At 58.6% G+C, this 18943-nt stretch carries 17 protein-coding genes; 8 read left to right on the top strand and 9 right to left on the bottom strand.

Annotated features, from left to right (window positions below; all coding sequences use genetic code 11):
• Positions 1 to 40 precede the first annotated feature (40 nt).
• Genes ftsX through ftsY form a run of 3 tightly spaced genes read right to left on the bottom strand, consistent with a single transcriptional unit; the run spans position 41 to position 3230 of the window.
• A complete protein-coding gene (gene ftsX, locus AUC60_RS14425) occupies positions 41 to 1066 on the bottom strand; it encodes a permease-like cell division protein FtsX (RefSeq protein WP_087268498.1) in 1026 nt (341 codons plus the stop codon).
• Positions 1063 to 1734 (bottom strand): cell division ATP-binding protein FtsE, encoded by a 672-nt coding sequence (gene ftsE, locus AUC60_RS14420; RefSeq protein WP_027899698.1) that lies wholly within the window; start codon positions 1732 to 1734, stop codon positions 1063 to 1065. The genes ftsX and ftsE overlap by 4 nt, the downstream gene beginning before the upstream one ends.
• On the bottom strand, positions 1731 to 3230 hold the full coding sequence (gene ftsY, locus AUC60_RS14415) for a signal recognition particle-docking protein FtsY (RefSeq protein ID WP_087268495.1): 1500 nt from the start codon (positions 3228 to 3230) through the stop codon (positions 1731 to 1733). The genes ftsE and ftsY overlap by 4 nt, the downstream gene beginning before the upstream one ends.
• 371 nt (positions 3231 to 3601) lie before the next feature.
• Between ftsY and AUC60_RS14410 the strand changes: the two genes are divergently transcribed.
• The 4 genes from AUC60_RS14410 (at position 3602) to AUC60_RS14395 (ending at position 8387) form a co-directional block, all read left to right on the top strand.
• The gene (locus AUC60_RS14410; RefSeq protein ID WP_087268492.1) at positions 3602 to 4954 is read left to right on the top strand and encodes a M16 family metallopeptidase; all 1353 of its coding nucleotides are present in this window, start codon (positions 3602 to 3604) and stop codon (positions 4952 to 4954) included.
• Complete coding sequence (locus AUC60_RS14405) at positions 4951 to 6429, top strand: M16 family metallopeptidase (RefSeq protein WP_087268489.1); 1479 nt, start codon at positions 4951 to 4953, stop codon at positions 6427 to 6429. The genes AUC60_RS14410 and AUC60_RS14405 overlap by 4 nt, the downstream gene beginning before the upstream one ends.
• Complete coding sequence (gene rsmD / locus AUC60_RS14400) at positions 6429 to 7013, top strand: 16S rRNA (guanine(966)-N(2))-methyltransferase RsmD (RefSeq protein ID WP_087268486.1); 585 nt, start codon at positions 6429 to 6431, stop codon at positions 7011 to 7013. Before AUC60_RS14405 ends, rsmD begins: the two co-directional genes overlap by 1 nt.
• A 351-nt stretch (positions 7014 to 7364) precedes the next feature.
• A complete protein-coding gene (locus AUC60_RS14395) occupies positions 7365 to 8387 on the top strand; it encodes a hydrolase (protein WP_087268483.1) in 1023 nt (340 codons plus the stop codon).
• A 173-nt stretch (positions 8388 to 8560) separates the two neighbouring features.
• Here the strand turns inward: AUC60_RS14395 and AUC60_RS14390 are convergent, their stop codons facing one another.
• The 4 genes from AUC60_RS14390 to AUC60_RS14375 form a co-directional block, all read right to left on the bottom strand.
• A complete protein-coding gene (locus AUC60_RS14390; protein WP_087268480.1) occupies positions 8561 to 9415 on the bottom strand; it encodes a sulfurtransferase in 855 nt (284 codons plus the stop codon).
• A 63-nt stretch (positions 9416 to 9478) separates the two neighbouring features.
• Entirely contained in the window at positions 9479 to 10150 is a 672-nt protein-coding gene (locus AUC60_RS14385) for a TetR/AcrR family transcriptional regulator (protein ID WP_087268779.1), read from the bottom strand.
• A gap of 107 nt (positions 10151 to 10257) precedes the next feature.
• Positions 10258 to 11418 carry an L-talarate/galactarate dehydratase gene (locus AUC60_RS14380; RefSeq protein WP_087268477.1) on the bottom strand — a complete coding sequence of 387 codons (1161 nt, stop codon included), beginning with the start codon at positions 11416 to 11418 and terminating at the stop codon, positions 10258 to 10260.
• 195 nt (positions 11419 to 11613) lie between these two features.
• Positions 11614 to 12666 (bottom strand): LacI family DNA-binding transcriptional regulator, encoded by a 1053-nt coding sequence (locus AUC60_RS14375; protein ID WP_087268475.1) that lies wholly within the window; start codon positions 12664 to 12666, stop codon positions 11614 to 11616.
• Between the two features lie 393 nt (positions 12667 to 13059).
• Here AUC60_RS14375 and AUC60_RS14370 point away from each other — a divergent pair, with 393 nt between their 5' ends.
• From AUC60_RS14370 to ggt, 4 genes are all read left to right on the top strand, one after another.
• Positions 13060 to 14490, top strand: coding sequence for a coniferyl aldehyde dehydrogenase (locus AUC60_RS14370; RefSeq protein WP_087268472.1), 1431 nt, complete (start codon positions 13060 to 13062; stop codon positions 14488 to 14490).
• Between the two features lie 402 nt (positions 14491 to 14892).
• Complete coding sequence (gene coaD / locus AUC60_RS14365) at positions 14893 to 15372, top strand: pantetheine-phosphate adenylyltransferase (protein ID WP_087268469.1); 480 nt, start codon at positions 14893 to 14895, stop codon at positions 15370 to 15372.
• A gap of 100 nt (positions 15373 to 15472) precedes the next feature.
• Positions 15473 to 15724, top strand: coding sequence for a YfhL family 4Fe-4S dicluster ferredoxin (locus AUC60_RS14360; protein ID WP_087268466.1), 252 nt, complete (start codon positions 15473 to 15475; stop codon positions 15722 to 15724).
• A 65-nt stretch (positions 15725 to 15789) separates the two neighbouring features.
• The gene (ggt, locus tag AUC60_RS14355) at positions 15790 to 17505 is read left to right on the top strand and encodes a gamma-glutamyltransferase (RefSeq protein ID WP_087268463.1); all 1716 of its coding nucleotides are present in this window, start codon (positions 15790 to 15792) and stop codon (positions 17503 to 17505) included.
• A gap of 11 nt (positions 17506 to 17516) precedes the next feature.
• On the opposite strand, the gene AUC60_RS14350 is transcribed toward ggt, so the two are convergent.
• Together AUC60_RS14350 and mutM are read right to left on the bottom strand one after the other, a co-directional pair.
• Positions 17517 to 17858 (bottom strand): multidrug transporter, encoded by a 342-nt coding sequence (locus AUC60_RS14350; protein WP_087268460.1) that lies wholly within the window; start codon positions 17856 to 17858, stop codon positions 17517 to 17519.
• A gap of 233 nt (positions 17859 to 18091) precedes the next feature.
• Entirely contained in the window at positions 18092 to 18904 is an 813-nt protein-coding gene (mutM, locus tag AUC60_RS14345) for a bifunctional DNA-formamidopyrimidine glycosylase/DNA-(apurinic or apyrimidinic site) lyase (RefSeq protein ID WP_087268457.1), read from the bottom strand.
• Between the last annotated feature and the right edge of the window lie 39 nt (positions 18905 to 18943).

Genomic DNA, 18943 nt, shown 5'->3' with positions numbered 1-18943 from the left:
CAAGTTCCCTGTATGAAAAAGTCAATACATGAAGAAAAATTTACCGAGGTGCCAGCTCTCTCAAATGGCGTGCTACTGCAATCCAGGCACCGATATACCCTAACAACACCGCTCCAAGCAAGAGTGATAGACCATCGGACGCCGGAACGCCAGCCAGAGAAAAATCACTTCCATACAATCCGGCAAGACCGATTACCGCATCGTTGAGCCAGTCGAGCCCGAAGGCCAACACGCCCCAAGACAGAAATCCTGCCCCAAGGCCATACAGTGCGCCCATATAAAGGAAAGGACGCCGTACATAACTATCGGTGCCGCCTACCAGTTTAATGACTTCGATCTCAGTGCGACGGTTCTCGATGTGCAGACGAATGGTGTTACCAATCACCAGCAGCAACGCCGCAACCAGCAGCACAGTGAGACCAAAAACAAAGCGGTCGCCCAACTTGAGAATCGCCGCCAGACGCTCAACCCAGACCAGGTCCAGCTGAGCCTGCTCGACGTTTGGCATGCCTGCAAGCTGAGTACGCAAGGCCTCTAGCGCAGGCTTGTCCACCTCATCAGGAGTGACCAGCACAACGCCCGGCAATGGGTTTTCCGGCAATTCCTTGAGGGCCTCGCCCAGGCCTGACTGCTGCTGGAACTCGGCCAGCGCCTGCTCGCGACTGATGTATTCAGCTTCGGCTACACCCGGCATCAGACGAATTTCGTTACGTAATTTTTCGCCTTGGCTGGCACTGGTATCCAGCTTCAGGTAAATCGAAATCTGCGCAGCGCGCTGCCAGGAACCACCCAACCGCTCTACGTTGTTAAGCAACAACGACAAGCCCATGGGCAGACTCAAAGCAATCGCCATCACCAGACAGGTGAAAAAGCTGCCGATTGGTTGCTTGCCCAGGCGCCGCAAGCTGTCGATCAAGCTTGAGCGGTGCGCTTCCAGCCAGGCGTTGAACAGCGTACCGAAATCCGGGCCGTCATCGTCATGGCTGTTTTTTGACTTTTTCGGAGCAGGATCAGCGGCTTTCGGCGATACGCGCTCGGAAACTTTAGGGGAACGTGTAGCACTCATACCCCAGCCTCCCCGTCACCGATGAGGCGACCGCGTTGCAGCGTGAGCATTCGGTGACGCATACGCGCAATCAGCGCCAGATCGTGACTGGCAATCAGCACACTGGTGCCCAAGCGATTGATGTCTTCGAACACTCCCATGATCTCTGCTGCGAGGCGTGGATCGAGGTTACCGGTGGGCTCATCCGCCAGCAGCAAAGCAGGGCGATGGACGATGGCGCGAGCAATGCCGACCCGTTGTTGCTGACCGGTAGACAAATCGCCGGGGTACAGCTCGGCTTTGTCCGACAGTGCTACGCGCTCCAAAGCGGAATCCACACGCTTGGTGACTTCCAGCTTGGACAACCCAAGAATTTGCAGCGGCAAAGCGACGTTGTTGAACACCGTGCGATCAAACAGCAACTGGTGGTTCTGGAACACAACGCCGATCTGCCGACGCAGGAACGGGATCTGTGCATTGCTGATCTGACCGAGGTCCTGCCCCGCCAGCAGAAGTTTGCCGGTGGTCGGGCGCTCCATGGCCAGCAGCAGGCGCAGCAAAGTGCTTTTGCCCGCGCCGGAGTGCCCGGTCACGAACAGAAATTCGCCACGACGCACTCGAAAGCTCAGCTCATGCAAGCCGACGTGTCCGTTCGGATAGCGTTTACCGACCTGTTCGAAACGAATCATGTGCGCTCGCGCTCCGCAAACAGGGCCTGAACAAACGGCTCGGCTTCAAAGGTACGTAGATCATCGATGCCTTCACCCACGCCGATGTAGCGGATAGGCAGGTCGAATTGTTTGGCGAGCGCAAAGATCACGCCGCCTTTGGCCGTACCGTCCAGCTTGGTCAGTGCCAGGCCGGTCAACGAGACAGCCTGGTGGAAATGCTTGGCCTGACTGATCGCGTTCTGCCCGGTACCGGCGTCCAGCACCAGCAGAACCTCGTGAGGCGCGTCCGCGTCCAGCTTGCCGATCACCCGGCGAACCTTCTTCAACTCTTCCATCAGGTTGTCTTTGGTTTGCAGACGACCGGCGGTATCAGCGATCAACACGTCGATACCTCGCGCCTTGGCGGCCTGCACGGCGTCGAAGATCACCGAGGCGGAGTCCGCGCCAGTGTGCTGCGCGATGACCGGAATCTTGTTGCGCTCACCCCAAACCTGCAATTGCTCGACGGCAGCGGCACGGAAGGTATCACCGGCAGCCAGCATGACTTTCTTGCCTTCCAGTTGCAGCTTCTTCGCCAGCTTGCCAATCGTCGTGGTTTTGCCTGCGCCGTTGACGCCGACGACCAGGATCACAAAGGGCTTGCGCGAAGCGTCGATGATCAGCGGCTGTTCGACCGGTTTGAGCATCGTCGCCAGTTCGCCTTGCAGCGAGGTGTACAACGCCTGCGCATCGGTGAGCTGCTTGCGCGCAACCTTTTGCGTCAAGCTCTGAATGATGACACCCGTTGCCTCGACGCCGACGTCGGCGGTCAGCAGACGCGTCTCGATTTCCTCGAGCAGATCATCGTCGATGGCCTTCTTGCCCAGAAACAGGCTGGCCATACCTTCGCCGATGCTGGCGCTGGTCTTGGACAAACCTTGTTTGAGGCGGGCAAAGAAACCGGCTTTGGTCGCTTCAGGCTGAGCAGCAGGTGCTGCCGGGGTTTCGATGATCGGTGCAACGGCTGCAGCAGCCGCAGGCGCCATGGCAGCAACCACTGGCGGAACAACCGGCTCAGGTTGCGGCTCTGGCTCTGGCTCTGGCTCTGGAGTGATGGTCGATTCCGGCTCGGCAATCGGCACGTCAATACGTGCCAATTCGGGCTCTGGCTCAACCGGAGCAGCAACAGGCGCAATCGGCGGCGTGACGTGCAGCTCGTACTCATTGACCAGCGCCACCGGCTCTTCAGCGACCGGCAAGGTGAGCCACGGCTCTGGCGTAGGCTCGCCCGGTTGAACCTGTTCCACGACAGGTTCAACAGCGATTTCGTGCGCAGGCTCGGGCGTCAATGCCGGAGCAGGCTGCGACTCAGCCGTCAACGGAGCCGATTCAATCACTGGCTCCGGCGCTGCTGTAGATAAGTCTTGTGGCTGTTCGGCAGCGGTTTCCTGCGGCTTCTTGCGCAGCCATCCGAACAGGCCTTTCTTCTCGCCAGCCGGGGCTGGGGTCTTCTTGTCGTCGTTGGAACCAAACATGGAGGACGGCTATCTCAAGGTAGCGACGCGCCAGAGCGGCGCCTCTGAAAAATTCTGGTATGCGAAACAGACTGCATTTCAGTCTGCTTGTTCATCTGCTCGCTGAGCATAATCCGAAGTTTCCTGTAGGAGTGAGCTTGCTCGCGATAAGGCTGGAACAGCCTTCTGGCTGATTTGAATTCAAATCCTTTATGCCAGCGCTGCGCACTGGATCGCGAGCAAGCTCACTCCTACAGAGGTCTTTGCCGATCTCCGACCCGAGCGTTCCTGCATCTTTGTCATGGTCGCAGAGCACACAGGCCGCTATCCTAACACCCCCGCGCCCGTGGACGCTAAGTTCAAACGGGCCGTCTTACAGGTTCAAATTACGAATGAATGCTCTAGCCCGCCGTGCCGCAGGCCTGCTGTTCGGCACAATTTGTCTGCCATTCGGTGCAATGGCCGCCGACCCGCAACCTACCCATGAATTCACCCTCGCCAATGGCCTGAAGGTCATCGTCCGCGAAGATCACCGCGCACCGGTTGTGGTGTCGCAGGTCTGGTACAAAGTGGGGTCCAGTTACGAGACCCCGGGCCAGACCGGTTTGTCACACGCCCTTGAACACATGATGTTCAAAGGCAGCTCCAAAACCGGCCCCGGCGAAGCTTCGCTCATCCTGCGGGATCTGGGCGCTGAAGAAAACGCTTTCACCAGTGACGACTACACCGCCTACTACCAGGTATTGGCGCGTGATCGCCTGGCGGTGGCGTTCGAGCTGGAAGCCGATCGCATGGCCAGCCTGACGCTACCTGCCGACGAGTTCAGCCGCGAGATCGAAGTGATCAAGGAAGAACGCCGTCTGCGTACCGATGACAAACCGACATCGAAAGCCTACGAGCGCTTCAAGGCCATGGCTTACCCGGCCAGCGGTTATCACACGCCAACCATTGGCTGGATGGCTGACCTTGACCGCATGAAGGTCGAGGAACTGCGCCACTGGTATCAGTCCTGGTACGTACCCAACAACGCCACACTGGTTGTAGTGGGAGACGTCAAGCCCGACGAAGTCAAAGCCCTGGCTGAACGCTTCTTCGGCCCGATTGCGCGCCGTGACGTACCACCTTCGAAAAAACCACTGGAGCTGGCCGAACCTGGCGAGCGTCGCATCACCCTGCATGTACAGACTCAACTGCCAAGCCTGATGTATGGCTTTAACGTACCAAGTCTGGCGACCGCCGAGGACCCGCGCTCGGTCAACGCGCTGCGCCTGATCGCGGCCTTGCTGGATGGCGGGTACAGCGCACGCATCCCGACGCGTCTGGAGCGTGGCGAAGAGCTGGTTTCCGGTGCGGGTTCGAACTACGACGCTTTCGCCCGCGGCGACAGCCTGTTCATGATCAGCGCCACGCCCAACACCCAGAAGAAGAAAACCCTCGCTGACGTTGAAGCCGGTATCTGGCGTTTGCTCGACGAGCTGAAGACCAAGCCGCCAACCAACGAAGAGCTGGAACGCGTACGTGCTCAGGTGATTGCGAGCCTGGTTTATGAGCGCGACTCGATCACGAGTCAGGCCAGCACCATTGGCGAACTGGAAACCGTGGGCCTGTCGTGGAAGTTGATCGACGAGGAACTGGCCGCTCTGCAAAGCGTGACTCCGGCAGACATTCAGAAAGCCGCCAGCACCTACTTCACCCGTGAGCGCCTCAGCGTTGCGCACGTTCTGCCTGAGGAGAAAGCAAAATGAGTGAGCGCAACGGCCCACGTAAAATGCTGTTTGGCCTGCTGTTGACCACCAGCCTCAGTGTTTTCGCTACACAATCGGCGCTGGCTGAAGAAGCTGCCAGCAACGCCGCGCCCGCCCGCCCTGCTCTGGAGTCCTTGAAAGAACTCGACGGCAAGGCTCCGGCGCGCCGCTCGCTGGACATTCAGACCTGGCAAACCGCCGAAGGCGCTAAAGTCCTGTTCGTCGAAGCTCACGAGCTACCGATGTTTGATATGCGCCTGACCTTCGCAGCGGGCAGCAGTCAGGATCAAAACCTGCCGGGCATTGCCGTGCTGACCAACGCCATGCTCAACGAAGGCGTGAAAGGCAAGGACGTGACCGCAATCGCTCAAGGCTTTGAAGGCCTTGGCGCGGATTTCAGCAACGGTGCTTATCGCGACATGGCAGTGGCTTCGATTCGCAGCCTGAGCGCAACGGACAAGCGCGAGCCTGCGCTGAAGTTGTTCTCAGAAGTCGTGGGCAAGCCGACCTTCCCTGCCGACTCGCTGACGCGTATCAAGAACCAGCTGCTGGCCAGCTTCGAGTACAAGAAGCAGAATCCAGGTTCGCTGGCAGGCGAAGAGCTGTTCAAGCGCCTTTACGGCAAACATCCTTACGGTCATCCGAGCGAAGGCACTGCCGAGTCCATCAAACCGATCACCCTCGCACAGCTCAAAGCGTTTCACGCCAAGGCTTATGCAGCTGGCAACGCGGTAATTGCGCTGGTCGGAGATCTGTCCCGCGACGAAGCTCAGGCAGTCGCTGCGCAAGTCTCGGCATCGTTGCCTAAAGGCCCGGCATTGGCCAAGCTGCCAACCCCTGCCGAACCCAAGGCTGGCGAAACCCACATCGAGTTTCCTTCCAAGCAGACCCACCTGATGCTCGCGCAACTGGGCATCAAGCGTAACGACCCGGACTACGCAGCGCTGTCGTTGGGCAACTCGGTACTCGGCGGTGGCGGCTTCGGCAGCCGCTTGATGACTGAAGTCCGTGAAAAACGCGGCCTGACTTACGGAGTGTCATCGGGCTTCACGCCAATGCAGACTCAAGGTCCGTTCATGATCGGCCTGCAGACACGTGCAGAACTGAGCGAAAACACCCTGAAGCTGGTGCAGGACATCGTTCGCGATTTCCTTGCCAATGGCCCGACCCAAAAAGAACTGGACGACGCCAAGCGTGAACTGGCCGGTAGCTTCCCGCTGACCGCCGCCAGTAACTCGTCCATCGTCGCGCAACTGGGCGCTATCGGTTTCTACGACTTGCCGCTGACGTTCCTCGAAGACTTCATGACCCAATCGCAAAGCGTGACAGTCGAGCAAGTCAAAGAGGTGATGAACAAGCACTTGAGCGCTGACAAGATGGTCATCGTCACCGCCGGGCCGACCGTAGCGCAGAAGCCGCTGCCGCCGCCCACCGACAAACCTGCTGAACGCCCTCTTGGGGTCCCGGAGCATTAATGGCCAATCCACGCCCGAAGGGCCATAACGGCTTGGGCCAACTGCGCATCATTGGTGGCGAATGGGGCAGTCGCAAACTGACGTTCCCTGACGCCCCCGGCCTGCGCCCGACGCCGGATCGTGTCCGCGAAACGCTGTTCAACTGGCTGGCGATGGATATCGCTGGTGCCAAGGTGCTGGATGTCTTCACCGGCAGCGGCGCGCTGTTTTTCGAAGCGCTGTCCCGTGGCGCCAGCAAGGGCCTGGCGCTGGACAACAGTGCCGCAGCCATCGCGAGCCTGCGCCAGAACCTGAGCATGTTGAACTGCACCACTGGCCAGGTCACACAGGCCGACTCGCTGCGCCATCTGGAAACCCAGACCGCCGAGCCATTCGACGTGGTGTTCCTCGACCCGCCGTTCCACCAGAATCTGCTGGCCTCGGCCTGCGCGCTGCTGGAATCCCACGGCTGGTTGGCGGACAACGCCTGGATCTACACCGAAAGCGAAACCCCGCCATCGACCACCGGCTTGCCGGGTAGCTGGCGTCTGCACCGGGAGAAGAAAGCCGGGCAGGTGTATTACGCGCTTTGGCAGCGTGGGTGAATCTGATCCAACGCTGGTAAGGCTTCGCCTGGGCGGGATTCAATATTTGCTCGCCATCTGATGTTAACGACGTGGGACCGGCTTTAGCCGGGAAGGCTCCATTCCTGACACTGCATATGTGTCGGCTGTAAGGGCCTCTTCCCGGCTAAAGCCGGTCCCACGACATTGCGCCGATTCTGTGGGAGCGGTGTCGAACTCACGGCATTGCAATGCATGGGAATAGAGCTAGACCCAACTACCCCCCACCTATCCCTCGCCCATACCGCTGAGCAAAAAATCTGCTCACCGCGCCTATCACTTGTGGCAACGTACGCCTGATACACAATCACAATCTGCCGAGAGAGGACGACCGTGCTCACACGCCCTGCTAAATCCTCCTTTGCTAACCGCTTCGTTCCCGCATCCGGGCTGGGCAATCCCCATCTGCAAACGTTATGGGGGCCGCTATGGCGAAGGAAAATATCCATCGAACGGCAACGCGAGCGCGTCTGGCTGGCCGATGGGGACTTTCTCGATCTTGACTGGTTTGGCCCGCATGAGCTGAACACGCCTCTTGTGCTGGTGCTGCACGGCCTGACCGGTTCATCGAACTCCCCTTATGTGGTCGGCTTGCAACAGGCGATCGTTCAGGAAGGCTGGGCCAGTGTCGCGCTCAACTGGCGAGGTTGTTCCGGCGAGCCGAATCTGCTGTCGCGCAGCTATCACTCCGGCGCCAGCGAAGATCTCGCGTCAGTCATTGCCCACCTCAGGGCCAAGCGTCCATTGGCACCGCTGTACGCTGTCGGTTACTCGCTGGGCGGCAACGTACTGCTCAAATATCTGGGTGAATCAGGCGTGAACAGCGACCTGCAAGGCGCAGTGGCGGTGTCTGTGCCGTTCCGGCTGGATGAATGCGCTGACCGTATCGGCATGGGCTTTTCCAGGGTCTACCAACGGCATTTCATGCGCGAGATGGTCACCTATATCAAAGACAAACAGCGTCACTTCAAGGACGAAGGGATCAGCGAAGGGCTTGCTGAGTTGTCAGCATTGGGCTCGCTGGAAAACATGCGCACGTTTTGGGATTTCGATGGCCGGATAACCGCGCCGCTGCACGGCTTCGCTGATGCCAAGGATTACTACCGGCGCGCGTCCAGCCGCTATTACCTGGGAGACATCCGTACGCCGACACTGATTATCCAGGCGGCAGACGATCCGTTCGTGTTCAAGCACAGCCTGCCAGAACCTGAGGAGCTGTCTGCCAGCACAGAATTCGAGCTACAGGAAAAAGGCGGGCACGTAGGGTTCGTCGATGGATCGCTGAAAAATCCCGGGTATTACCTGGAACGGCGGATTCCGCTGTGGCTGACGAGTGCGCATGGGGCAGTGGTTTAGTTTTATTACATTAACCACATGTCCTGTAGGAGCTGCCGAAGGCTGCGAAAGCTTTCTGTCTGAAACACCGAGGATCGCAGCCTTCGGCAGCTCCTACAGGGCAAATATTTGCCGCGATACAGCGCGATGCCCTGGACACAGAGGCAGCTCATCTCAACTGGAGGAGATTACGCTCAAGCCCCCGTCGCAACCTCTCGCCCCGGATCGGTAATCCACTCACTCCACGACCCCGCGTACAACGCCCCCAGCGGATACCCCGCCAGACACAACGCAAACAGGTTGTGACACGCCGTCACGCCAGACCCGCAATAAGCGACCAGGCTTTCTGGCGGGCGGCCCTGAAGCTTTTCAGTGAAGCGCTGCTTGAGTTGCTCAGCCGGTAAAAGGCGTCCGTCCGGGCCGAGATTTTCGTTGAATGCCGCACATTGCGCGCCAGGAATGTGTCCGGCAACCGGGTCAATGGGCTCCACTTCACCGCGAAAGCGAGCTTCGGCGCGGGCATCAATCAAGGTCAGCGATGGTTCGCCAAGACGCGCCTGCAATTGCTCCGCGGTCAGCACCAGCGAGTCATCCGGCTGACCGGTGAAATTCCCGGGTTCCTTGCCAGGCGGATCAAGACTCAACGGCAAACCCGCCGCGTGCCAGGCCTTTAGCCCACCATCGAGAATGAACACGCCGTCGCGCTTACCCAACCAGGCCAGCAACCACCACGCCCGAGCGGCGTAGACGCCCGGACCATCGTCATAAAGCACGACATCGCTGTCGGCGTTGATGCCCCAATACTGCAAACGCTCAACCAGCTTCTGCGGGTCCGGCAAAGGATGGCGACCGGTTTTCCCTCTGCTGATCGGGCCGCTGAGATCACGCTCCAGATCGGCAAAGGACGAGCCGTCGATGTGCCCGTCGGCATAGCTGCGCTGGCCGTAGGAGGTATCTTCGAGAGCAAAACGACAATCGAGAATCACCAGCCCCGGCTGCCGCTGGCGATCTGCCAACTGCTGCGGGCTGATCAGTTGCGCGATGGACATGACGAGCTCCTGTAGACAATTGAAAGGTTCAGCATCTTCTCTGACCGTTGCCGCTGACGATGTTCAGACTCCATTTGCCAGCGCTTGATGCAACGGAACATAAAATTCTTCGCACAGCGCGTTCACTTCCTGCTGCGCCTGCGGGGTTACATAGCCTGACTCAAGCATCAGAACCTGATAAACGCCACGGCGAATGGCATCTTCACTCAGGTGTGTGCTGTTTTCCCGTGTGGTGCAGAGAAAACGTACCCAGGACGTCAGGATGATCCAGGTGTTGAGCGTCAGCGATTCAATCTGCACTTTGTTCATTTGCAGGATGCCAGCCTCAACAAACCCACCATAAATGGCCATGGCCTGAATCAGACAATGCTGGGAAAAGCGTCGATAACGCGCGGCCAGTTCGGGGTCGCAATCGAGCAGATGCTCCAGATCACGATGCAGGAAGCGATAGCGCCACATCCCGTCGAGGATCTCCAACAAGTAAAAACGCTTGTCTTCAACGCTAGGCAGGCGACCTTTGGGCGGGCGCAGGAAGGTGTTCACCAGGGTTTCATACTCGGTGAACAGTTCGGCGATGATCGCCTGCTTGTTGGGGAAGTGGTAATACAGATTACCCGGCGACATCTCCAGATGCGCCGCGATGTGATTAGTGCTGACGCTGCGTTCGCCCTGCTGGTTAAACAGCTCCAGACTGTTCAGCACGATCCGTTCACGGGTTTTGATACGCGGGGTCAGGCTCACACTTGATCGCTCGGGTTTTATTGGTATCGAGCGATCTTAACGCAAGCGAACGATAAAGCGTGATGTCCGGGTCAACCAATCGGCCCCGGACATCACAAGCCTCAAGGGCGCTTGCCCACTTCAACCTGTTGCGCCGTCCAGGGTTTGACCTGCTCGCTTAGCGTCAAGCCCAATCCCGGACGCGTCGGTACCAGCATGCGACCATCGCGGGTTTCCAGACGCTCATTGAACAACGGCTCCAGCCACTCGAAATGCTCGACCCATGGCTCGGTCGGGTAAGCCGCTGCCAGGTGAACATGCAGCTCCATGGCGAAGTGCGGTGCCAGCATCAACCCGGCCTGTTCTGCCATGGCCGCTACCTTTAGATAAGGCGTAATACCGCCTACACGTGGCGCGTCCGGCATCAGGAAGTCGGCGCCACGCAATTTGATGAACTCCGCATGCTCGGCCACGCTGGTGAGCATTTCTCCGGTAGCGATTGGCGTATCGAATTGCTGAGCCAGCGCCGCATGGCCTTCAGCGTCATAGCAATCGAGTGGCTCTTCGATCCAGATCAGGTTGTACTCTTCGAACTTGCGGCACATGCGCTGGGCCGTAGGGCGATCCCATTGCTGATTGGCATCGACCATCAGCGGGAAGTTATCCCCAAGGTGTCTACGAATGGTGCTGACGCGCTCGATATCCACCGCCCAGTCCGGCTGACCGACTTTCAGTTTGATACCGCCGATGCCCTTCTCCCGCGACAAATCAGTGTTCTTCATCAACTGATCCAGCGGGGTATGCAGGAAGCCGCCAGAAGTGTTGTAGCAGCGCACCGAATCACGCTGCGCACCCAGCAAGCGAGCCAGGGAAAGGTTGGCGCGTTTGGCTTTCAGGTCCCACAACGCTACATCGAAAGCGCCAATGGCTTGAGTCGACATACCGCTGCGACCCACCGAAGCGCCCGCCCAGCAGAGTTTGGTCCATAACTTGGCGATATCGCTCGGGTTCTCACCGATGAGCGCCGGAGCGATTTCCTGAGCGTGAGCAAACTGGCCGGGGCCACCGGCGCGCTTGGAGTAACTGAAGCCCAAGCCACTGTGGCCGTCGACCGTTTCGATTTCCACAAACAGCATGGCGATTTCAGTCATGGGTTTCTGCCGACCGGTCAGCACCTTGGCATCGCTGATCGGATTGGCCAACGGCAGGAATACCGATGAGACCTTCACCCAGGCAATCTGGTCGTGATCGGAGGACTTGATGTTTTCTTGTTGGATTTGCATAAGTGCTTCCTGAGTTCAGCTCGAAAAAAGGGTTCGCGACTTAAATCACGTAGAGATAGCTCAACGAATGATTGCGCAATCATTTAAGGATCAAAAAAAGCTCCACGCCTGAGATACGACGGGAGGCCTTGGAGCGATACTACTATGATTGCGCAATCATTCAACAGCGCCACTCATCAACTTCGGGCAATTGACTCAGGTGGTGGCGCGGTCGATGAGGGTAAAACCGGTATCGATCCGCAAGGGATCTTCGGCGCCAGCGGGACAGTTAAAGCGTTCCAGAAGTGCCTGAGCGGCCATTTGACCAATACGAGAGCCATCAACCTTGACCGTCGACAGTGCTGGATAGACCTGCGCTGCGCTGCTCAAATCACCGAAGCCCATCACCGCCAGATCCTCCGGGACGCGCAGGCCTCGGCTAGCCGCTTCTGCCAATACACCCTGAGCGATGGTGTCCGAGCTGCAGATCACAATTTCAGGGCGTTCTTGCTGATCCAGCAGGCGGCGCAGACCTTCTCGACCGATCTCCAGCGTGGCGGGCGGCGCAAGCACTTCAACCGGTACATCATGAACGCCATGGCGCTCCAGCTCGGCCAACAGACTTTTGCAGCGACGCATGCCTCGAGGATCGCTGATGGTGACGACAGAGAAGCGCCGGTAATTTTTGTCCAACAGATGCCGCGCCACCGCCTCGCCCACCGCCTCATGGGAAAACCCTACCAGCATGTCGATAGGCGCCTCACTCAAGTCCCAGGCTTCCACGACAGGAATGCCGGCCTGGGCCAGCCGTATCCGGCTAGCTTCGGTGTGCAGCGTGCCGGTGAGCACAATGCCGTCTGGCCGCCGCCCCAGAACCGCCTCAAGCAATGTTTCTTCTTGCTCGGCGGAGTAGCCAGTCAACCCCAACAGCGTCTGATAACCCGCTTTGGTCAGGGAATCCATCAGCGCCTGAACCGTATCGGCAAAGATCGAGTTGGCAATCGTCGGCAGGAAAATCGCCACCAATCGGCTTTTGTTGCTGGCCAGCCCACCGGCCAACATGTTCGACACATAACCCGTCGCGCGCACTGCTTCGCGCACCTTGTCGCGGGTCTTCTCGCTGACCAGCTCAGGCCGATGCAACGCCCGGGAAACCGTCATGGGCGAAACGCCCGCCACCTTGGCGACATCAATCAGCGTCAGGCTCGCGCCTTTGGGCGGGGATGGGATGGTAGATCCCGAAGGACCGCCATCTGATGGTTTCGACATGAGTGTTTCCGGACGGCTGCGCTAGACCGGCAAAGATACCGCTTCCGGGGAGACAAATGTAGCCGGGGCGTGAAGTGCTGGTGTATGCCTATAGGGCATGACACAGCGCTGTTGCGCAGCAAACAAAGCCTGTAGGAGCGCACGAGCACCGCGAGGCCGCGATAGCGGTGTATCAGAAAGGTCGCTATCGCTGCCTCGCGGTGCTCGTGAGCTCCTATAGAAAAGCACTCCAAATCAATTAGTTGAATCTTTTTGATCGGAGGCTGCCCTGAATCGCTGACACTACTTGCCTATGGTCATCCGGCCTGAAAAACACTGCAGTCCACCGCGGAATTTGACTTTATAGAGCAACAACTCTAAAACCAGCGGATAACTCCAAAAGGAATTGCCCACATGCCCGCCGAACTCGCCTGGTTACCGGACCTTTCACAACCGCCAAGCGAACTTGAGCGGGTGTTTGCCGAGCAGCGTAAAGCCTTTTCCGCCAACTCGATGCCCACCGCAGGGCAGCGCCTGCAATGGCTTGCCAGCCTGCATGACCTGCTGTGCACCGAGCAACAGGCTTTGATCGAGGCAATCAGCAGTGACTTCAGCCATCGCAGCGCCGATGAGACGCTGCTGGCCGAAATGATGCCTAGCCTGTTTGGCATCAAGGACGCCCGTAAACACCTGAAAAAATGGATGAAGCCTTCAAGACGAAAAGTAGGCATCGCTTTCCAGCCCGCATCGGCCAAGGTGGTGTATCAACCATTGGGCGTAGTTGGCGTTATCGTGCCTTGGAATTACCCGCTGTTTCTGGCCATCGGGCCGATGATTGGAGCGTTGGCGGCGGGTAACCGGGTGATGCTCAAACTCAGCGAATCAACACCCGCCACCGGCGAACTGCTCAAGCGTCTGTTCGCTCGGGTGTTCCCGGAGGATCTGGTAGCGGTGGTGCTGGGCGAAGCCGACGTAGGCATTGCGTTTTCAAAGCTGCCGTTCGACCACTTGCTGTTTACCGGCGCAACCAGCGTTGGCAAGCACGTGATGCGTGCCGCAGCGGAAAACCTCACGCCGGTCACGCTGGAGCTGGGCGGCAAGTCTCCGGCCATTGTTTCCCATGATGTGCCGCTCAAGGACGCGGCCGAGCGCATCGCTTTTGGCAAGACGCTCAACGCCGGGCAAACCTGCGTCGCGCCTGATTACGTGTTGGTGCCGGAGGATCGCGTTGAGGAGTTCGTCGACGCTTACAGGTCCGCCGTGCTCGGGTTTTATCCCGCGCTGGCTGACAATCCTGATTACACGGCAATCATCAATCAACACCAGCTCGCTCGCCTCAACCACTATCTGACCGACGCGACTGAAAAAGGCGCGAAGGTTATTAACCTCTACGAAAGCGGGCAGGATCGACGCATGCCGTTCAGCCTGCTGCTTAACGTCAGCGACGACATGTTGGTGATGCAGGACGAGATCTTCGGCCCGCTGCTGCCTATCGTGCCCTACTCACGAATTGACCAGGCGCTCGCCTACGTTAACCAGCGCCCTCGCCCACTGGCCTTGTATTACTTCGGCTACGACAAAGCCGAACAGCAGCGTGTGCTGGAACAGACCCATTCCGGCGGCGTGTGCCTGAATGACACCCTGTTGCATGTCGCTCAGGACGATTTACCGTTCGGCGGCATCGGCCCTTCAGGCATGGGGCATTACCACGGGCATGAAGGCTTCATGACGTTCAGTAAAGCCAAGAGCGTGTTGATCAAGCAGCGCTTTAACGCTGCGAGGCTGATCTATCCACCTTACGGGAAAGCGATTCAGAGGCTGGTTTACAAGCTGTTTATTCGGTGATGGCGGGGATCTGTCTAGTGCATACGAATCGACACCGCACTGCAGGAGCTCACGAGCAACGCGAGGCAGCGATGGCGTTATACCTGATACATCGCTATCGCGGCCTCGCGGTACTCGTGCGCTCCTACAGAACGCATCCCCATGCAAACCACTGGATTGAAATGCAGCTCCACAGGTCCTATGTTTGCCGCGAAACAGCGGGGTGCCATCGACACCGGGCAGTTCCTGCAAATCTACCGCTTGGCGCGCAATAGCGCGGACTCCCGCAGAAATACGGGATACACCGCTTTAACACTCAATTTTGATAGCAATACGACCTTAGCCTTCAGCACTCCGACTTGGCCCACCGGGAATGCTGCGCTACCATCCGACTCCCCAAAGGACTCCGACCAGGACGACGCGATGAACCGAGTGTTGTATCCAGGCACCTTCGACCCTATTACCAAGGGCCACGGCGATCTGGTCGAGCGCGCATCGCGCCTGTTCGATCATGTGATCATCGCCGTTGCCGCCAGCCCGAAGAAAAACCCGCTTTTCCCTCTGGAACAGCGCGTGGAGCTGGCCCGGGAGGTCACTAAACACCTGCCGAATGTCGAAGTGGTAGGTTTTTCGACGCTGCTTGCGCACTTTGCCAAAGAACAGAACGCGAACGTGTTTCTGCGAGGCCTGCGTGCCGTTTCTGACTTCGAATACGAGTTCCAGCTGGCCAACATGAACCGCCAACTGGCACCGGACGTCGAAAGTCTGTTCCTTACGCCATCCGAACGGTATTCGTTCATTTCCTCGACGCTGGTCCGTGAAATCGCGGCATTGGGCGGGGATATCACCAAGTTCGTCCATCCGGCTGTCGCTGAAGCGCTGACTGAACGCTTCAAACGCTGAGTTTTACGGCAACGTCCGGGTGCAACGAAACGACTAATGCGGCACAATTCGCCGCATTGGATTTCATATGCCCCGGCATCGACCGCGGCAGGAGTGTTTCATGTCCCTGATCATCACTGACGATTGCATCAATTGCGACGTCTGCGAACCCGAGTGCCCGAACGAGGCGATTTCTCAAGGCGAGGAGATCTACGTGATCAACCCGAGCCTGTGCACTGAATGCGTTGGCCACTACGACGAGCCGCAATGTCAGCAAGTCTGCCCCGTGGATTGCATCCCGCTGGATGAAAACCGCGTTGAAAGCAAAGACGAACTGATGAGCAAATACCTGATCATTACCGGCAAGGCTTGAACCGTCGGCGTCGTTGAATCGCCGACATCAAGCTCATCTTGTCGGCCGACCAAAGCGAGCCCGGCATGATCCTCAAGCACGTTCTGTCCAGCGTTTTGCTGCTCTGCGCCATGTCCGCGCAGACCATTGTCGCTGCTGAAACACCGTTTCCCCGCCCTGCACACTCCGCCATCGCCAGTCCGCATCCGCAAGCCAGCGCCGCTGGTCGGGAAATCATGGTGGCGGGCGGCAACGCTTTCGATGCCGCAGTAGCCGTCAGCGCTGCACTCGCCGTGGTTGAACCCTACGGCTCCGGATTGGGCGGCGGCGGGTTCTTTCTGCTACGCCAAAGTGGCCCGCAGCCTGGCTATGTGTTTCTGGATGCGCGAGAAAAAGCCCCGATCAAAGCGACTTATGACATCTATCGCCGCGATGGCAAGGTTCAACCCAGCCTTTCCCTGAACGGACCGCTGGCCGCTGCCATTCCAGGCCTGCCCGCAGCATTGGTCGAGCTGGCAGAGCGCTATGGCAAGCTACCGCTGAATATCTCCATGGCGCCGGCCATTCGCTTGGCCTATCAAGGTTTTCCGGTCGACCGAATTTATCAGCAACGCGCTACGGCTCGCCTTTCAGCACTGCGCGACGATCCGGAAAGTGCTCGGCTGTTTCTGCGTGACGGCGAAGTCCCGGCGATGGGCACGATCATCCAGCAGCCGGACCTGGCCGTGACACTCAAACGACTGGCCAACAACGGTCGCGATGGTTTCTACGCTGGCCTGACCGCTCAATCGATGGTTAATGGCGTAAAAGCAGCAGGAGGCATCTGGAAGTCAGAAGATCTGGATCAATACCAGGTCGCGACGCGCGCACCTTTGCGCTTTCGCCTGGATGACCAGCGGGAGCTGATCAGCGCCCCGCCACCCTCGGCAGGTGGCGTTGCGTTAGCCCAAAGCCTGACGATGCTGCAGCAACTGCCGTGGCAACAGTCAGACAAAGTCCAACGCGCCCACTATGTGCTGGAAGTCCTGCGTCGTGCCTATCGTGACCGTGGTTTGCTGGGCGATCCGGACTTCGTCGCCAATCCCCTTGATCACCTGCTTGATCGTGAGTATTTGGTGCACTTGGCGGGCAGCATCGACCCGCACAAAGCAACGCCGAGCAGCAGCCTGGAGCCTTCACCGCGCTGGCGTGAGGGCGAACACACCACCCACTTTGCCGTGCTGGACACTGACGGCAATGCGGTCGCGGCGACGCTCTCGGTCAATTTACCGTTCGGCGCAGCGTTCACCGTACCGGGCACGGGCGTTGTGCTGAACGATGAGATGGATGATTTTGCCGCCGACCCGCAAGGCAGCAACGCATACGGACTGGCAGGCAGCAAAGCCAACTCCATTGCGGCAGGCAAACGTCCGCTGTCGAGCATGAGCCCAAGCTTTCTGGAAAGTCCTGATGAGTTCGCTGCATTCGGTACGCCGGGCGGCAGCCGCATCCCGAGCATGGTGCTGCTGTCGATGCTGGAGTATCTGGATGATCAACCGATTGCCAGGTGGCCTGCCGTGCCGCGTTACCATCATCAGTACTTGCCGGATGTGGTCGAGCACGAGCCGGGAGCGTTCAGTCAGGAAGATATGAAAGCGCTGCGATCGCGTGGTTATGACTTCAAGGAAGTTTCCCGCGGCTATGGCAATCAGCAAGTGTTGCTATGGGACAAGACCGGGAAGCGTATCGAAGCGGCCAGCGATCCGAGAGGCCTTGGAGTGTCAGAGACCTTCGATCCGAAGGTCAGACAAATCGCGCCCTGAGCGGACAGGTCCTACTCCTGTTTGGCGTAGCCATCGCCCGTACATCCAAGGCAACGCACGAAAGCGGCTTTGCCAGGATCGACCACCAATGCTTTGCCAGTTGCGCCGAGGTTTCCGCCAGCAGCGGCGAATGGAGAGGCAATGACAAACAGACCGGCGCCGACAATGGTGGCGGCGATTAACAAAGGCCGGGCGATCAACAAGTCGCCGATCATGGCGTAGGCCGGTGGGTTCTGAATGCTGTAAACCGGATCTCCGCTGCCGTGATTCACCGGCTCGTTGGCCAATACAGGCATTGCCTGCATGCCGAAAATCAAAGCCAGGCTGGCGGCGATCAGTCGAAACGGCTTCATGGCATGGTCCTTCACGTACAGCGGGATGGGATTGGGTTAACTATAAACAGCGATGACGGTTAAGCAAGTGAGGCAGTATTGCGGATCATTTTGGGCCCACCAATATCCGATTCAACCGATGCCCCTGTAGGAGCTCACGAGCAACGCGAGGCAGCGATGGCGGTGCATCAGACAGAACGCTATCGCTGCCTCGCGTTGCTCGTGAGTGCCTACAAAAAACCGGAATTACCGGACTACTTCTGACATTTGGGGCAATACACACTCGCCCGCTGCCCCAGCTTGATTTCACGCAACGTAGTGCCACAGACCTTGCAGGGCTGCTCGCCACGCCCGTAGGCAAACAACTCTTGCTGAAAGTACCCGGGCTGACCATCGCCACCAATGAAATCACGCAGTGTCGTACCGCCACGCTCGATGGCGGCTGCCAGGATGCGCTTGATCTCAATCGCCAATCGCAAATAACGGGCACGAGAAATGGTTTTCGCCTCACGGCGCGGATCGATACCGGCGGCAAACAAGGCTTCGGTGGCGTAGATATTCCCCACACCAACCACGACAGCGTTGTCCATGATGAACGGCTTGACCGCCATGGACTTGCCCCGCGAACGCTCGAACAGGCGCTGACCATCAAACAGGTCGGTCAACGGCTCAGGCCCGAGGCGTATCAATAGTTCGTGGTTGAGCGGGTCCAGACTCCAGAGCATCGCGCCAAACCGACGCGGATCGGTATAGCGCAGCGCCAGCCCGGACTCAAGCTCGATATCCACATGTTCATGCTTGAGCGCTGGCAAGCCCGCTTCCACCAGACGCAAGTTGCCCGACATACCCAAGTGGCTGATCAACGTCCCCACTTCGGCCTGAATAAGCAAATACTTGGCGCGCCGCTCGACCACTACAATCTTCTGGCCTGAAAGGCGCACATCCAGATCTTCAGGGATCGGCCAGCGTAGACGCCGGTCACGGACAATGACGCGGCTGACCCGTTGACCTTCGAGGTGAGGCGCGATGCCCCGGCGGGTAGTTTCAACTTCGGGTAATTCAGGCATGGGTAACTCGGTAATGCGCGAAGCGACACAACTGCGCGC

The sequence above is a fragment of the Pseudomonas caspiana genome, assembly GCF_002158995.1.
Taxonomy (GTDB): domain Bacteria; phylum Pseudomonadota; class Gammaproteobacteria; order Pseudomonadales; family Pseudomonadaceae; genus Aquipseudomonas; species Aquipseudomonas caspiana.
Note: the sequence above shows the minus strand (reverse complement) of the source record. Positions and strands in the feature narration are given on the sequence as shown.

Bases quoted from the DNA above. Each gene is read 5' to 3' on its own strand.
- AUC60_RS14350 (WP_087268460.1), bottom strand. From the start codon at position 17,858: ATGAAGCCGTTTCGACTGATCGCCGCCAGCCTGGCTTTGATTTTCGGC.
- ftsY (WP_087268495.1), bottom strand. From the start codon at position 3,230: ATGTTTGGTTCCAACGACGACAAGAAGACCCCAGCCCCGGCTGGCGAG.
- mutM (WP_087268457.1), bottom strand. From the start codon at position 18,904: ATGCCTGAATTACCCGAAGTTGAAACTACCCGCCGGGGCATCGCGCCT.
- AUC60_RS14410 (WP_087268492.1), top strand. From the start codon at position 3,602: ATGAATGCTCTAGCCCGCCGTGCCGCAGGCCTGCTGTTCGGCACAATT.
- AUC60_RS14370 (WP_087268472.1), top strand. From the start codon at position 13,060: ATGCCCGCCGAACTCGCCTGGTTACCGGACCTTTCACAACCGCCAAGC.
- ftsE (WP_027899698.1), bottom strand. From the start codon at position 1,734: ATGATTCGTTTCGAACAGGTCGGTAAACGCTATCCGAACGGACACGTC.
- AUC60_RS14360 (WP_087268466.1), top strand. From the start codon at position 15,473: ATGTCCCTGATCATCACTGACGATTGCATCAATTGCGACGTCTGCGAA.
- AUC60_RS14405 (WP_087268489.1), top strand. From the start codon at position 4,951: ATGAGTGAGCGCAACGGCCCACGTAAAATGCTGTTTGGCCTGCTGTTG.
- ggt (WP_087268463.1), top strand. From the start codon at position 15,790: ATGATCCTCAAGCACGTTCTGTCCAGCGTTTTGCTGCTCTGCGCCATG.
- AUC60_RS14375 (WP_087268475.1), bottom strand. From the start codon at position 12,666: ATGTCGAAACCATCAGATGGCGGTCCTTCGGGATCTACCATCCCATCC.
- coaD (WP_087268469.1), top strand. From the start codon at position 14,893: ATGAACCGAGTGTTGTATCCAGGCACCTTCGACCCTATTACCAAGGGC.
- AUC60_RS14390 (WP_087268480.1), bottom strand. From the start codon at position 9,415: ATGTCCATCGCGCAACTGATCAGCCCGCAGCAGTTGGCAGATCGCCAG.
- rsmD (WP_087268486.1), top strand. From the start codon at position 6,429: ATGGCCAATCCACGCCCGAAGGGCCATAACGGCTTGGGCCAACTGCGC.
- AUC60_RS14380 (WP_087268477.1), bottom strand. From the start codon at position 11,418: ATGCAAATCCAACAAGAAAACATCAAGTCCTCCGATCACGACCAGATT.
- ftsX (WP_087268498.1), bottom strand. From the start codon at position 1,066: ATGAGTGCTACACGTTCCCCTAAAGTTTCCGAGCGCGTATCGCCGAAA.